Origin of the sequence: Shewanella sp. Choline-02u-19 (assembly GCF_002836205.1) — a bacterium.
In the GTDB taxonomy this organism is placed as follows: domain Bacteria; phylum Pseudomonadota; class Gammaproteobacteria; order Enterobacterales; family Shewanellaceae; genus Shewanella.
This window is the reverse complement of record NZ_PJBE01000012.1, coordinates 383,965-398,023: the sequence shown is the minus strand read 5'-3', so window position 1 is coordinate 398,023 and position 14,059 is coordinate 383,965. Positions and strand designations below refer to the sequence as shown.

Genomic DNA, 14,059 nt, shown 5'->3' with positions numbered 1-14,059 from the left:
ACAGCAGTTCCATCTGTGTAGTCATTCATCACTGGATTGATCTATTATGGTTTTTCAGTCACCCGGTTTGATAAGCGCCAGCCATAAATCCCTTCTGGCATTTGTCTAACATCGGTGTAGCCCAACTTCATTGCTGCTCTGGCGGCAATTTCACTCGCATTGCAAAGCCTATTCGCACAATAGAACACCATCTGGGTGTCTTTTTTTGCGGGTAGAAGCGTTTTCCAATCTTTAACATTGAAGTAAATAGCACCTGGTATAAATCCCTCAGCCCACAGCTCCAACGTGTTGACATCAAAAAAGTAAACGCCCTCTTTACCCACTAAGCCATCCACTTCCATCATGGTGATGGTATTGAGTTGGTGCTCGTAATGCGGAGCTAAGGCCATCTCTGAGCCACCACCCGCTATACAGCTTGCCGAACTAACGAGTAAAGTCAGTGTTACTAGCATTTGACCAAGTACTCTTTTCATAATCTTCCCTCTTATATCTCGACACCGTTTATGACTTATTCGGGTGCCGAGATAGTTAACGATTAAGCTGCTTACTTCGCAGCGTAACCTGTTCCGTCAAGGATGTTTTGCGCTTGAGTGACATAAGTCAGCGCTGCATCTAGACGTTTCTGGCTATAACGGAAACCATGTACACCCCAAGAACCATCTTTCTTAATCAGATCAACAGTTTCTTTCGCTTTTTCAGCCAACATAAGCACTTGTGTCTTATCTTCGGTTGATAGCTTGGTGACTTCGAGTAGCTGATCGATTCGCTCGAGTGCTTGCTCAACTTTGGCGTGAACCTCTTTGACGGGAGTCTGCATCTTCATGACTTCGCCATAGATCTCCATCTGGTCTTCATAATGCAGACCGGTTTCAAGCTCTGATTGGAACTGGCTGTGACAACCTTTGTTATCTACCACATCGTGGTCAGAAATTGAGGTACGAGCGCAAGACCACATCAAATCGAGATATGAGCGACCTTCTTCGTTCTTAGCAACCGTCCAACCTTTGCCAGCTTTTGGCCCTTGAGTACGAGGCTCGCCTTCAGGTGGGTTCAAAGTTTTACGTGTTGGGTTAACATCAATTTTCCACATGTGAGACTTACGAACCGCGTCGAAGCCCGCTTGGTCAGGGAACTGCATTGCTTTAAAGTTTTCACAGCTACCCATATTTGGCATATGACAGCTTTGACATGTTTGCTTGCTATGAGTATCTGTATTTTCAGCAATCAAAGTTTGTGCTTCGTGGCAATCCTTACAGTCTTTCTTTAGCTTTGGCTTGGTGATGCCAGACATCCAAGTGCCGTCAGTCACTTCATGTGGATCGTGACAAGTAGTACAGCGCATGCCTTTCTCATAATGCGCAGAGCCATACATTTGTGAACCTTCAGTACCACAAGATGGACAAAGAGACTTCATCTTCACACCAAAGGCATACTCACCTTTCTCTTGTGCTTCCGGTGTGTCCATAAGTGCAGGGTTGTACTGGAAGCGTTGATGACAACGTTCACAGTTAGACTGCATGCCACCCGTACCACCATCTAAATGACCGCCAGCGCCATGACACTCTTCACAAGCAATACCCTTACTGATGGTATGTTCTTGTAGTTTCTTAGGATCACCTAAGGCATCGAAGAACTCTTGTTGATTTTGGAAATCAAATTTGAAAGAGTGACAAATTTCACAATATGAACTTGCAGGTTGGAACAACATCTCTTTACGGTATTTAGCACCGTATGAGCTCATGCCTTTCTGATGCGATCCTGAACCACCAAACTCTTCTAACGTTGTCGGGAATTCAGGAATAACAGCATTAATTTTTTTAGCCATATCATCGGTAAGCCACTCAGCCCACCCACGTGAAAACTGGTTAGCACCAGCAACCATTTTACCGGTACCGTCGCGCAGCAAACCGCCTTCGATATGGTAAGTACCACGGACTAACCAAGCATCAATGTAACCGTATTTAGTACGAGGAGTACCAATAGTGGCGTAGATCATGTCAGGGGTAATACCGTCAGCCAAGATAGAGGTGTCTTTAGTGCCATACATTGGTTTTTTCAGATCGTTATCCACTTCTGGGTGTTCACCAGGAAAACGAACTGATTGGGCATGACGCGAACGCTGCCACTTCTCATATTGAGTAGCATGACACTCAGCGCACTTTTCTGGACCAACAAAATTGTTTGGATAATCCAAAATAGATTTCGCACCTAAACGGTACTGTACAGCACGAGGCTTACCATCAATTGAGCTGTAATCAGGGCTGTGTCCAGTATCTAAATACTCTTCGCCACGATCACTGATGTGGTAATCACCCACTAAGTTACCTGACTCTTGATATTTAAATAGAGGATGATTTTCGAACAAGAAATCGAATAATTCTTCTTCTTGAACAATATAATCTTGTAGCGTTTTCACGCCATTAATACGTTCAGTACCTTTGTAATTGGCAATAGCTTCTTTAGCTGTTTTACCCATTTCAGGTACGCTGTTGTATTTACCACCACTGGCATTAACATTAGCAATGGCACCAAAACAAAACAGCATGCTTAATGCTACCTTGTGCTTCCATCGTCTCATCATTCACTCCTACTTATTATCAGTTTTATTTTTAAACTCTCATCTTATCTTTAACGCATCACATTAGAATTTGGATTTATCGAAAGAAGAAATAACATCACCGTTTAGTTATTTATCGCAGTCGACATCTATACCTACATTAAAATGTTTTTTACAAAACCTAACCGTTCACCGAACGACTTAAACAACTGAGCAACCGCTATTCTCCTGATTGACCCGAGGAAAAACATGCGCTAGAGCACATAAACAAACGCGTTAGTTATGATTAAATCTAAAAATTAAATACTTCTTTAGTAACAGATGCATACGATTTTATTACGTTGATTATTAAGATGTAAAACTTATGATTTTTAGATCTAAAAATAGTTCAAAAACAACATTTATATATTAAAAATAATAGCAATTGGATATTGTCAATTAGACTTTGAACTTCATCCCATTATTAAACTACATTCTGAATTAGTCTTATAAAAAGAAACGCAGATTGTTTTCAAATGCAGTGAAAAAACAATTAACCATAGGTAACATCAGTACCTAACTCAAATACCAAACTATCGTAAAGCCGATATAATATTCTTATATGGATTGCTCTGAATTAATTATAGACATAGGAAAAATCATGATTCCGGAGATAGGTTTAACATTGCTTATAGTATCTTCTACTTTATCGTTTATATTATCATTTATAACGATTATGGGTATTAAGCTAAACAGTGAATATTTACTCAGCTATACAAAACCATTAACAACACTGATGTGTTTAACGCTGATATCGTCAATACTATCTCTGGCTTATTGCTTCTTAGTTAATGATTTTTCTGTCGCCTACGTTGCTAATAACTCGAATACACAGTTAGCCACCTTATATAAAGTCGCTGCGGTGTGGGGCTCCCATGAAGGCTCAATGTTATTTTGGGTCGTCGCCATTGCAATTTGGGCAACTTTTATCATTAATCGTGCTCCAGCCACTGATCAATATTTCCATCAAAAGCTTGTAGCAGTCGCCGCATTACTCATATTAGGGTTTTGTCTTTTTCTACTGTTTACCTCTAGCCCCTTCACGCGACTATTACCCGGTATCCCAATTGAAGGCAGAGATCTCAACCCCATTCTGCAAGACATTGGGCTGGTAATTCATCCTCCACTACTTTTTCTCGGCTACGTTGGGCTAACTATCTGTTTCGCTGGTGCCGTTGCTGCATTGCTATCTGGTGGGTTAAGCCAACAATATGCTCGCTACCTTCAACCATGGGCCATTTTGGCTTGGGTCTTTTTAACCGGAGGTAATGCATTTGGCTCATGGTGGGCCTATAACGAACTTGGCTGGGGTGGTTGGTGGTTTTGGGACCCTGTAGAGAATGCCTCGTTTATCCCGTGGTTAGTTTCAACTGCAATGGTTCACTCCATATTACTCACTGCGAAACGAGGCATATTAGGTTCTTGTAGTATTTTCTTGGCCATTATGGCCTTTTCTTTAAGCCTACTCGGAAGCTTCTTAGTACGTTCTGGGGTGGTCCAATCGGTGCATGCCTTTGCGTCAGATCCCACCCGTGGCGTATCAATACTGATACTACTCATTGTATTTTCTGGCTCTGCGATGGCATTGTTTGCTCAGCGAACGTCAATAAAGGCTGCGCCAATGACATTTTCACTACTGTCTAAAGAAGGTCTAATACTATTCGGTAATATGTTACTGGTCATTGCTGCTATTTCGGTGCTACTGGGAACTTGCTACCCCCTCATTTTCGAGGTTATATCCGGACAAACTATCTCTGTAGGTGCCCCCTATTTCAACAGTATTTTTATCCCAATTGCTGCGCTTATATTTTTACTGATGGGCTTGGCACCACTGCAAAACTGGCAGCATAGCGCCAAGATGCGACCACCTCTAATATTAGCGGCTGTGTGTATGTTAATGGCACTAATTATCACCTTGGTAACTAGAGACACATTTAGTTTTTGGCTTCTACTCGGTTTGTTCTCCTCTCTATGGATTATAAGCGCTACAGGGCTTGCATTAGTTCAGAGAATTGCTTTTAAAGACGATGAGTTAGGCACTGGAAAAGACTCTTCATCATTGCGCTTTTACGCGATGTGTTTTGCTCATCTTGGCGTCGCTATATCAATTCTAGGGGTGACGTTAGTGTCTAACTTTGAGTCCGAAGAGCTACTCCGTATGGGGCCTGGTCAAGGTAAGACTCTGGCTGGCTACAGCTTTATTTATGATGAGACACAAGCCGTTGAACGTAACAGCTACACCGCCATTCAAGCTCAAATAAGAGTGCTGGATAACCAAAACCAGTTTGTGACTTACCTCTATCCGCAAAGGCAAACATTTAAAACCAATGGCATGGAGATGTCAGCGGCAGGAATACATAGCGGCTTCTTAGGTGACTTATATATTTCTATGGGGCAAAAACTGACGAATAAGCGCGGGCTCAATGACAATGAATACCTGATCAGGATCAGTTACAAACCGTTAGTAAGCTGGATATGGTTGGGCGCATTATTCATGATGCTTAGCGGGCTTGTCATTGTCTTGGCGACAAGCAAGAGCGTTGCGCCGATACCTTCGCTAACACTAAAGTACCGGGGGCACTCCAATGAATTGGCATAATGGCATTATGAATGGCGCACTCCGCTTTAAGCTGCTCACACAAAACGTACTATCTATTGCACTGATTTTATTATTACTGCTGTTTTGTGTCACAGCTACGGCCCAAGATACTTTAGCACCGACACATTATACTCATGAACAAAAAAGGGACATTGGCTTTCAAATCGCCCGCGAATTACGCTGTCCGATGGCGGTGAATCAAAATTTATTTGATTCACAAAGCAAAATAGCCAGTGAGCTTAAAGGACAGATATTTTTGATGTTGGACGAAGGGCAATCTAAAGCCGCCATTATTGATTTTATGGTACTACGCTACGGCGAAAAGATCCGCTACATGCCAACACTTAGCAGTCATACTTTTATACTCTGGTTTATACCAATAATTTTGGTTCTACTCGCCATAATAGGCCTATTTTTCTTCGTGCAGCCAACATTGAAGCCTCAAAAACTTACGCAGGACTCCCCCCATGACTAATTTTATTATTCGCCCACTCTGTAATGCTAAGCAGTTGATAGCGTCTTTCTTAGCTGTCGCAGCACTTAGTTTTACGCTAGTTTTTCCAGCACACGCATCACTCCCCACTCAAAAAGTTTACAACACGGGGCAGCCGATAGAAAAGCCGATGATCATGTCACGCTTTATAGAGATGAGTTCAGCAAGACAAGTCCCTAATGTTAGTTTTGTCGATACCGAAGGCGGCTCCATTAATTTAAAGCAGTTCGACGGCAAAGTGATACTGATGAGTCTATGGGCGACATGGTGCGCTCCCTGCTTAAAGGAGATCCCACAAATGGAAGCCATTAAACAGGCAAATATCAATAACAATTTAGTTGTACTGCCGGTTTCTATTGATGAAGAAAGCGATAAGGTCGCCGCTTTTTTAGCACGTCATGATCTTGGTTACTATCACACATGGCTTGACCCTGAAATGAACATCGATAACGTCATGCCAGCCGATGTTGTACCGGCCACTTATGTATTTGACGGTTCTGGTAACCTTATTGGATTTCTGCGTGGCTACCTCGACTGGAGTGATAAAGATGTCCAACCCTACCTAGAGAAACTCATCAGTAAATACGCAAAACGCTAAGTAGATATCCTCGCTATACTCTAGCGCAAAGCTAAATTATCGCGCTGCCCTTTTGATGATTATCAAAAGGGCTTTTTTCTGCTTAAAAATAAAACTTGTCATGCCACTTTAAAATCGATGTAAAGAGATAACGATAGATAGTTTAACGGAGCGCGTTCAACAATACTTTTATTACCGCTAGTATTGTTTTATGGTGATGTTCCGCTTAATGCCACAGACGAGTCAGCATATGGAAGTGTTTAAAATTAGTCGTATTACCGCTGCCGAAGGCATTTTCAAGATCTCTGGGGAAGTATCGACAAGCAAGTCGAGCGATACAGGTAAGCAGTCAGTTCGTATCACGGCCCTAGACATAATGAGTACCGACGGCTGGCAAGCATTGGATATCAGTGCAGACCCCGTGCAAACACTCATCCATAAGCTTAATCCTCTAATCCTTTGCCACCTAGAAGTAGAGGTCTAAAGTGATGATAAACATTAAACCTTCAAGCCTGTTTATTATTCTTATGTTGCTCATGTCGTCATTAACTGCCTGCAGCGTGCAACAAACTCAATCCGTTGCCGAGCCTTTTATCAGTGGTGCGGACAATGCTCGCGAGGCTAGAGAAGATCAAGAGGCGCACAACATTAATGACCAACAGACAAGCAATAGAGATGTTGAAGTGGGTATTTTAAGTACCATCATGGCATTTTTGTTTTCAGGCAGTGGGGGTTAACCCGTAAATCCAAGCTGCTAACATAACAAAATGCGCTTGAGTACGTTCAACAGCACTACCAACCTTTCATTTTCAGGTCCATTTCTTTACTATGACGGCAATTTTTTAATATTAGCGCCAAGGGTATTACTTATGAAACTATCTGCTTTAGACCAGCCTCTCTACGATCATCTTTATGGTGATATTCACCAATTCCGTGCCACATTTGATCTACCTATTGAAGATGAATCAACGCTAGATGATAAAGCCGATACGTTGCACACTTCGCTGGCAATTGAAGAGTTAACTGAACTTGCTGAAGCTGATAGCCGCGTTGAACAAGCCGACGCTATTGTCGATTCAGTCTATGTATTGATGGGGCGTCTAGTGCACTTAGGCGCTAAAAAAATATCTGACCATGTTGAAATAAGCTACGTGATTGACCTGCTTTTACATGTTGCTAAGAACCGTGAAATCGACTTTATCACTTGTTGGGATGAAGTACATTCAAGCAACATGAGTAAAGTCTGTCGCAATGAGCAAGAGCTGACAGAGACTATCGCTTTTTACGCTAAGCAAGGTGTAGAGATCGTTGGCAGTACCAAAGGCAATTTCATTATCGCTAAGTGCGCCAAAGACGTCGATATGGCGGGTAAAATTGTCCGCCAAGGCAAGGTGTTAAAATCGGTTTACTATCGCCCCGCGGACTTAGAAGCACTTGTAAAAAACTAGTCTTCTATCGACCTAGCCTCTTTATCAAAATCTTTAATTTAGTGACTAGGTCGGCAGGATCTCAAGCTGCTACCTAGTCGATGTTGTGCTAAACCGCAGCAGTCAACACCTGTTGTTGCTCACTCTCCTTCACCCGTAACTGTTGCGCTAAAGCTTCGGGATCGCTTACGACTAAGTAGAGCTGTTCAATTTTTTCAGGTAATTGCCCAAGTGCACCAAAGTATGTCTGTGGCTGGCTAAATTGAAGCTTTATATTGGCATTTACACCTCGACCAAAACACAGTAGCTCTTCTGCTGAGCCATTATTGTTCAACGCACTGCTCTTGTCCCACGTTCCAACTTCCAGCTCTGCTATCTCGGCAATGTTGACGGTTAAAAAGCCCCACATACTATTATTGATCACTAACTTATCTTGCTGAACATATAATGAGTAATGCTTTGATACTCTATAGTTAGCGGTCACAAACACCACACCATAAGCAATAATACTGGTGACGATGATCGCCACTAATTCACTCCATAGGCTTAACAACATGAAGCAGACTGTCGACATCGCCAATGTTCCCAGCAACATCAACAACCACATCCAAGTCTTGCCAGATAATAGCTCAATGGCGTTATCACTAGAGACATGCTGACGACTAAACCAAGGAATAGCGTAATACCAACTTGCCGGCTCTGATGCTAATACCAGTGCTAACGAGCGCTTCTTGTCGTCCTCATCTTGATACTTATCAACGATATGCACTCTAGGATCCCCCTTCATATTGCGGGCTTGCCATAATCCCTTAGCGATACTGGCCATTAAGTAGAGTTCTATCAGCAACAACACCGCAATAATCGGGTACCTAAACCACATGATAAATTCGAAATAGCTGGCCACTTCAGCAGGAAAACTCAATCGTGCCATTAAGCCACTAAGACTGAAGATAAGCAGTAGTTTCCACGCTTTTTGCTTACCTGCCTTAATAATCCAAACCCAATATAGAATCGGCAGCAGCACAAAATATACGGCGGCGATAACACCCAATATGGCTATCTCTGTGTCATTGCTCAGCGACTCGGGTAAAAGGTTAAACCCCAAAACGTAGCTAGCGATTGCGGTTAGCAAAAAACTCAGCCTTAACTTAACACTGCGACGCATACGGGCTCCTCGTTACAATTAATCAACATGATAGCCTACAAGTAAAACTCAGAGTTTAATAGTGCAATGACCTTCCACCAACCGGATTAATTGAAAGCTAATGTTAAACCTAAGTCACTATTAAATAGTTAAGCCTCAGCGTATGCTGACTGACCTGATTATCCAACGTATACAAGGTATTTAGTTACCTACTTTCCAGGATGAAATTTATGTCTCGCACTTTAACCTCTTTTCTCTCTTCGGCATTTTTATTATTCCCTTCATGGTTTTCACGATATGTACTCAGTGCCATTGGAGTCATTATTTACATCGCCAACAGTCACAACGCTATTGCTGCGCAGCAAACTGACGCCAGCCCCTTTAACATTCCTCGTACTCAAACGATTCAGCTCGATGATGCAGATAGGGCCTACGACCTCTTTATTAAATTGCCAAAAGGCTACAACTCAGACGCGAATCAACACAGCCACTACCCAGTGATCTATATTACCGATGCCATGTATGCTTTTCAGATAATCTCTGGTGCAACGCGATATCCAATGAACTCAAATGCGATGCAGCAGGCCATTTTAGTTGGTGTATCGTGGCAAAAGGGCCTTCGCGGTGATAAAAGCCGAGTTCGAAATTACACCCCTTCCGTTGATAAGAGCTGGAAAAAACAGACGGGAGGCGCTGATCGCTATGTCGCCTTTCTGCAGCAAAAAGTACTGCCTTATATACAACAACACTTTAGGACAGAACCGAGCCAACGCACTTATGTCGGTAACTCTTTAGGTGGGCTATTGGGTGCCTATATACTGCTAGAGCAGCCAGAAATGTTTAGCAACTACGTATTAGGTAGTCCATCATTTTGGTGGCATAAGCAGATGATTTTTAAGCTTACCCAACAGCGACAAGAAGCATTAAGCAAGATTAAGACTAATGTCTTTATTGGCATTGGTGAGCTTGAGCATAATGGTAACGGAGGCTTTTCAAATTTTGACATGGTCGGTGATGCGCAGCAGTTTAAGGCCCTGCTCGACAGGACTAATAGCCTCATAAGTGTGAATAGAAACAGCAATAAAGTGCCAAACAAGACGATAACTAGCAAGCTACTTATCATCAGCGACGCCAGCCATGAAACCGCATTTCCTACCAGCGCAATACAGGGGATCTATTGGCTCTTTAATCTAAAAAATGGTGTGAGTTCTAAGTAGAGGCTTTAAACAGCCTCCACATCAAGCGCTTCAATCCTTAAAATGCAGGGTGTTTTTAATGTAATTAAATCATTTTTATATATAAAATCATGTTCATACCAATGTATGTACAAACGTAATTTCGCCTGGTCACCAAACTCATTAGTGTTATAAAAATTGCGATAGCAACGCGTATGCTGCAGATAGCCAGAGTGGTAAAGTTTCAGTATACGTTCGCCAATATGAATCTCTCTAAAGTCGACGCCATAAGCGGAATTGTGCGGAAAATGATAGCGTCCATAATGGTAGCTGCCATCGAGAACTTCAATATTTTGGCCTTTGTTCAATAACAAACTTAACTGCAAGGCATCCACGCGACTGGTTAGGCATAAGCCACTGATCACTACGCAGCTCAAGACCGCAAAAATCCACCGTATAGCCCCCTGAGGTTTAAATAAACATACCGATAGCCAGATAACTAAAATTGAAATGGCCACCATCAGTAATGCCAACTCGTAATCAGCCCACTGGCTAGCATCGAATGTCGTTACCCAATATGACATAACCTATCCTCCATACAAACAACTCCCTTTGCTTGTTACGATTACGTCGATGTAGCCAATTTCATAGGCCTTTATCCTGAAAAAACACTTATGACGACCCTAATCAGTCCTAAAGAGTTCATCGACTATCGGTAAGTATAGACAGGAATAGTGACCATCTAATGGCATTTACTTAGAAATGTATTGTAAGGAAGACAAAAGCCGCATATAAAAAAACGCCTCCATTAGAAGACGTTTATTTTGATGATGGTATCGCTACCCAACACGAGTAACCGTTGTGGACTTATAACACTAAATAATCTAATCCCAGTGCGACAAAAAGTGTCAGTCCAGCCCAGTTATTATTTAAAAATGCCTTGAAGCAAGCAGCTCGTTCTCGGCCATAAATCAATTTTTGCTGATAAAGCCCAAAACCAATAAACGCCAAAATACCTAAGCTAAAAATTTCACCTCGAGCGGCGATAACACCGGCGATAATAAAGCAGATGAGTGCAGCGACCTGAAAGGCAGCAATGATCTGTCGATCATATTGTCCGAATAAAATGGCCGTCGATTTAATGCCCACTTTTAAGTCGTCATCACGATCAACCATGGCATACATGGTGTCGTAGGCTACCGTCCAACACCAATTGGCCGCAAATAGCCACCATGCTTCAACGGGCACAGTGCCAGTTTGTGCAGCATAAGCCATCGGAATAGACCAACTCCACACGGTGCCCAAAAACATCTGTGGCATATTGGTGTAGCGTTTGGTAAAGGGGTAAAGAATGGTAAGAATAATACCGACGACAGAAAGTTTGACCACCAGCGGATTTAATAACAACACCAAACCAAATGCAAAAAGTGCCATCGCCAGAAACAATAAAAGTGCTTCTTTACTGCTGATCTCGCCACTTGCTAATGGTCGAGACTGAGTCCGTTCCACGTGAGCATCGAGGTTTCTGTCAGCGTAATCGTTTATCACACAACCACAAGCGCGCATCACAACAACACCTATGACAAAAATAACCAAAACTTTTATGTCTGGCATCCCGCCTGCAGCAAGCATCAATGCCATTAAGCAGGGCCACAATAGCAGCAAGGTGCCAATAGGACGATCTAAGCGACTGAGCCGCATGTAGACATCCAATTTATCCCTAAAATTCATTTTATTAGGCTCTCCTAAAACGTCTTCAGCCTTTAATTCATACCCATCCTACCTGAAGATTCAGGAACCAGTGGGAATAGCGTTATTACACTTTTTCTAAGCGTGCATAAGCGATCACTAACCACTTACTGCCAACGTCTAAAAAGTTAACCTGAATTCGAGCTTGAGCACCGCTACCTTCGTAGTTAGTCACCGTGCCGGCGCCAAATTTAGGATGACTGACGTTTTGTCCAATTTTAAACCCTGACTCGTTAAACGAATCATCTTGCTTACTAAAGCGAGTACTGATCGCTGGCGCAGACACTTGTGTGCGCATGCGGATCTCTTGTACATATTGCTCAGGGATCTCTTTAACAAATCGAGACGGCCTAGCAAAGCTTTCTCGACCATAAATACGACGAGACTCGGCATAGGTAATATAGAGCTTTTGCATTGCACGGGTCATGCCCACATAACAGAGGCGTCGCTCTTCATCGAGTCGATCCCCTTCATCAATCGCCATTTGGCTAGGGAACAAGCCCTCTTCCACACCCGACATAAACACCATTGGGAATTCAAGACCTTTGGCAGAATGCAATGTCATTAACTGCACTGCATCGGTAAACTCATCAGCTTGCCCTTCACCCGCTTCAAGCGCCGCGTGAGATAAAAAGGCATTAAGCTCGCCCATATCTTCGAGCTCTTCTGGCATCACAAAGCTACGCGCTGCAGTCACTAACTCCTCTAAGTTCTCTACTCGAGCTCTGGCTTTTTCGCCTTTTTCAGTTTCATACATCAACTTAAGGCCAGACTCTTTGATCACATGATCTGTGCGTCGGTGTAATGACAAATCTTCAGTGTCGATTCTCAAAGCCACAATCAAATCCATAAAGCCACGCACTGCATTTGCAGCCCGGCCACTGAGCACTTTCTCCTCAAGTAAGCGCATACAAGTGTCCCACAAGGTGAGCTCTTGCTGGCGAGCGGTGGTGCGCATGATCTCTAATGTTCGACCACCGATACCGCGGGCAGGCGTGTTAACCACTCGCTCAAATGCAGCATCATCATTTTTATTATTGATGAGGCGCAGATACCCCATAGCGTCTTTAATCTCTTGGCGATCGAAGAATCGTAGGCCGCCATAAATACGGTAAGCGACCCCTTTATGCAGTAACGCTTCCTCAAGAACACGGGATTGGGCGTTAGAGCGGTATAAAATAGCGCAATCTTCTAACTTGCCCCCTTCATCTTGCCAGTCGCTAATACGGCCAACAATAAACCGCGCTTCGTCCATTTCATTAAAGGCACAATAAAGCCCTATTGGCTCACCGTCTTTATCGTCAGTCCACAGCTTTTTACCCATACGATCGGGGTTGTTAGCAATAAGCTCATTGGACGCTTTAAGGATATTACCGGTAGAGCGATAGTTCTGCTCTAGACGAATAGTTTGTGCTGCTGGGAAATCGCCTAAAAACTTATGCAAATTCTCAACTTGAGCACCACGCCAACCATAAATGGATTGGTCATCATCACCCACTATCATCACATTTGCGGTTGACCCCGCGAGTACCCGGATCCATGCATATTGAATGGCGTTAGTATCTTGAAACTCATCCACCAAAATATGTTTGAATCGGTCTTGATAGTGGTCAAGAATATGCGGTTTGTTAAGCCAAAGCTCGTGAGCTCGCAATAAGATCTCAGCAAAATCTACCAAACCAGCACGATCGCAAGAATCTTGATAAACCTGATAAATTTTAAGTAGGTTTTGCTCTATCGGAAAGCCGCCCGCATCGATGTGGGCCGGCCTTAGTCCCAGATCTTTTTTGCCGTTGATATAACCTTGAGCTTGTCTTGGGGGATATTGTTTCTCATCCAAGTGAAGACTTTTTAGAATACGTTTGATTAGCCGCAGTTGATCGTCAGAATCTAAAATTTGGAAACTCTGCGGTAAATTGGCGTCTTTATAATGTGTACGCAGTAGGCGGTGGGCTAACCCGTGGAATGTACCAATCCACATGCGGCTCATATTACCGCCAGCCACTTTTTCTACTCGTTCACGCATCTCCTTGGCAGCCTTGTTGGTAAAGGTCACCGCTAAAATTGCATAAGGGCTTTGCTGTTCAACCTGCATTAACCAAGCGATTCTGTGTGTTAACACACGAGTTTTACCGCTACCGGCGCCAGCCAAAACTAACATACTGGATTGCGGAGCGCCTACGGCATCACGCTGCTTGTCATTTAGGCCGTCGAGTAAAGAAGATACGTCCATTATTGCCTCCAAAAAATCAAGCTGGCAGTATAACAGAACCTCGATCCCATTAACGAGTGAAAGCTT

Annotated in this window: 13 protein-coding genes; 7 read left to right on the top strand and 6 right to left on the bottom strand. The window is 43.1% G+C overall.

What is annotated here, in order from left to right:
• Window positions 1-44: 44 nt before the first annotated feature.
• Together CXF83_RS03840 and CXF83_RS03835 are read right to left on the bottom strand one after the other, a co-directional pair.
• Window positions 45-473 carry a rhodanese-like domain-containing protein gene (locus CXF83_RS03840; RefSeq protein ID WP_101090317.1) on the bottom strand — a complete coding sequence of 143 codons (429 nt, stop codon included), beginning with the start codon at window positions 471-473 and terminating at the stop codon, window positions 45-47.
• A 71-nt stretch (window positions 474-544) separates the two neighbouring features.
• Window positions 545-2,578 (bottom strand): cytochrome c3 family protein, encoded by a 2,034-nt coding sequence (locus CXF83_RS03835; protein ID WP_101090318.1) that lies wholly within the window; start codon window positions 2,576-2,578, stop codon window positions 545-547.
• Window positions 2,579-3,197: 619 nt separating this feature from the next.
• Here CXF83_RS03835 and CXF83_RS03830 point away from each other — a divergent pair.
• From CXF83_RS03830 to CXF83_RS03805, 6 genes are all read left to right on the top strand, one after another.
• Window positions 3,198-5,195, top strand: coding sequence for a heme lyase CcmF/NrfE family subunit (locus tag CXF83_RS03830; RefSeq protein WP_101090319.1), 1,998 nt, complete (start codon window positions 3,198-3,200; stop codon window positions 5,193-5,195).
• Window positions 5,182-5,670: a cytochrome c-type biogenesis protein gene (locus CXF83_RS03825; protein WP_232775022.1), complete on the top strand. Its 489-nt coding sequence runs from the start codon at window positions 5,182-5,184 to the stop codon at window positions 5,668-5,670. The genes CXF83_RS03830 and CXF83_RS03825 overlap by 14 nt, the downstream gene beginning before the upstream one ends.
• Window positions 5,663-6,286, top strand: coding sequence for a TlpA family protein disulfide reductase (locus CXF83_RS03820; RefSeq protein WP_101090320.1), 624 nt, complete (start codon window positions 5,663-5,665; stop codon window positions 6,284-6,286). Before CXF83_RS03825 ends, CXF83_RS03820 begins: the two co-directional genes overlap by 8 nt.
• A gap of 229 nt (window positions 6,287-6,515) precedes the next feature.
• Window positions 6,516-6,749: a hypothetical protein gene (locus CXF83_RS03815; protein ID WP_145991691.1), complete on the top strand. Its 234-nt coding sequence runs from the start codon at window positions 6,516-6,518 to the stop codon at window positions 6,747-6,749.
• 4 nt (window positions 6,750-6,753) lie between these two features.
• Entirely contained in the window at window positions 6,754-7,002 is a 249-nt protein-coding gene (locus CXF83_RS03810) for a hypothetical protein (RefSeq protein ID WP_145992387.1), read from the top strand.
• Between the two features lie 132 nt (window positions 7,003-7,134).
• Window positions 7,135-7,713, top strand: coding sequence for a nucleoside triphosphate pyrophosphohydrolase family protein (locus tag CXF83_RS03805; protein WP_101090323.1), 579 nt, complete (start codon window positions 7,135-7,137; stop codon window positions 7,711-7,713).
• Between the two features lie 88 nt (window positions 7,714-7,801).
• Here the strand turns inward: CXF83_RS03805 and CXF83_RS03800 are convergent, their stop codons facing one another.
• Window positions 7,802-8,857: a hypothetical protein gene (locus CXF83_RS03800; protein WP_101090324.1), complete on the bottom strand. Its 1,056-nt coding sequence runs from the start codon at window positions 8,855-8,857 to the stop codon at window positions 7,802-7,804.
• 209 nt (window positions 8,858-9,066) lie between these two features.
• Between CXF83_RS03800 and CXF83_RS03795 the strand changes: the two genes are divergently transcribed.
• Window positions 9,067-10,053, top strand: coding sequence for an alpha/beta hydrolase (locus tag CXF83_RS03795; RefSeq protein WP_101090325.1), 987 nt, complete (start codon window positions 9,067-9,069; stop codon window positions 10,051-10,053).
• Window positions 10,054-10,058: 5 nt separating this feature from the next.
• Here the strand turns inward: CXF83_RS03795 and CXF83_RS03790 are convergent, their stop codons facing one another.
• The 3 genes from CXF83_RS03790 to uvrD form a co-directional block, all read right to left on the bottom strand.
• Window positions 10,059-10,595 carry a hypothetical protein gene (locus CXF83_RS03790; RefSeq protein ID WP_101090326.1) on the bottom strand — a complete coding sequence of 179 codons (537 nt, stop codon included), beginning with the start codon at window positions 10,593-10,595 and terminating at the stop codon, window positions 10,059-10,061.
• A 283-nt stretch (window positions 10,596-10,878) separates the two neighbouring features.
• The gene (gene ubiA, locus CXF83_RS03785) at window positions 10,879-11,742 is read right to left on the bottom strand and encodes a 4-hydroxybenzoate octaprenyltransferase (RefSeq protein ID WP_101090327.1); all 864 of its coding nucleotides are present in this window, start codon (window positions 11,740-11,742) and stop codon (window positions 10,879-10,881) included.
• Between the two features lie 85 nt (window positions 11,743-11,827).
• Window positions 11,828-13,993, bottom strand: a complete 2,166-nt coding sequence (gene uvrD, locus CXF83_RS03780; RefSeq protein WP_101090328.1) for a DNA helicase II — start codon at window positions 13,991-13,993, stop codon at window positions 11,828-11,830.
• Between the last annotated feature and the right edge of the window lie 66 nt (window positions 13,994-14,059).

Bases quoted from the DNA above. Each gene is read 5' to 3' on its own strand.
- CXF83_RS03840 (WP_101090317.1), bottom strand. From the start codon at position 473: ATGAAAAGAGTACTTGGTCAAATGCTAGTAACACTGACTTTACTCGTT.
- CXF83_RS03835 (WP_101090318.1), bottom strand. From the start codon at position 2,578: ATGAGACGATGGAAGCACAAGGTAGCATTAAGCATGCTGTTTTGTTTT.
- CXF83_RS03830 (WP_101090319.1), top strand. From the start codon at position 3,198: ATGATTCCGGAGATAGGTTTAACATTGCTTATAGTATCTTCTACTTTA.
- CXF83_RS03825 (WP_232775022.1), top strand. From the start codon at position 5,182: ATGAATTGGCATAATGGCATTATGAATGGCGCACTCCGCTTTAAGCTG.
- CXF83_RS03820 (WP_101090320.1), top strand. From the start codon at position 5,663: ATGACTAATTTTATTATTCGCCCACTCTGTAATGCTAAGCAGTTGATA.
- CXF83_RS03815 (WP_145991691.1), top strand. From the start codon at position 6,516: ATGGAAGTGTTTAAAATTAGTCGTATTACCGCTGCCGAAGGCATTTTC.
- CXF83_RS03810 (WP_145992387.1), top strand. From the start codon at position 6,754: ATGATAAACATTAAACCTTCAAGCCTGTTTATTATTCTTATGTTGCTC.
- CXF83_RS03805 (WP_101090323.1), top strand. From the start codon at position 7,135: ATGAAACTATCTGCTTTAGACCAGCCTCTCTACGATCATCTTTATGGT.
- CXF83_RS03800 (WP_101090324.1), bottom strand. From the start codon at position 8,857: ATGCGTCGCAGTGTTAAGTTAAGGCTGAGTTTTTTGCTAACCGCAATC.
- CXF83_RS03795 (WP_101090325.1), top strand. From the start codon at position 9,067: ATGTCTCGCACTTTAACCTCTTTTCTCTCTTCGGCATTTTTATTATTC.
- CXF83_RS03790 (WP_101090326.1), bottom strand. From the start codon at position 10,595: ATGTCATATTGGGTAACGACATTCGATGCTAGCCAGTGGGCTGATTAC.
- ubiA (WP_101090327.1), bottom strand. From the start codon at position 11,742: ATGAATTTTAGGGATAAATTGGATGTCTACATGCGGCTCAGTCGCTTA.
- uvrD (WP_101090328.1), bottom strand. From the start codon at position 13,993: ATGGACGTATCTTCTTTACTCGACGGCCTAAATGACAAGCAGCGTGAT.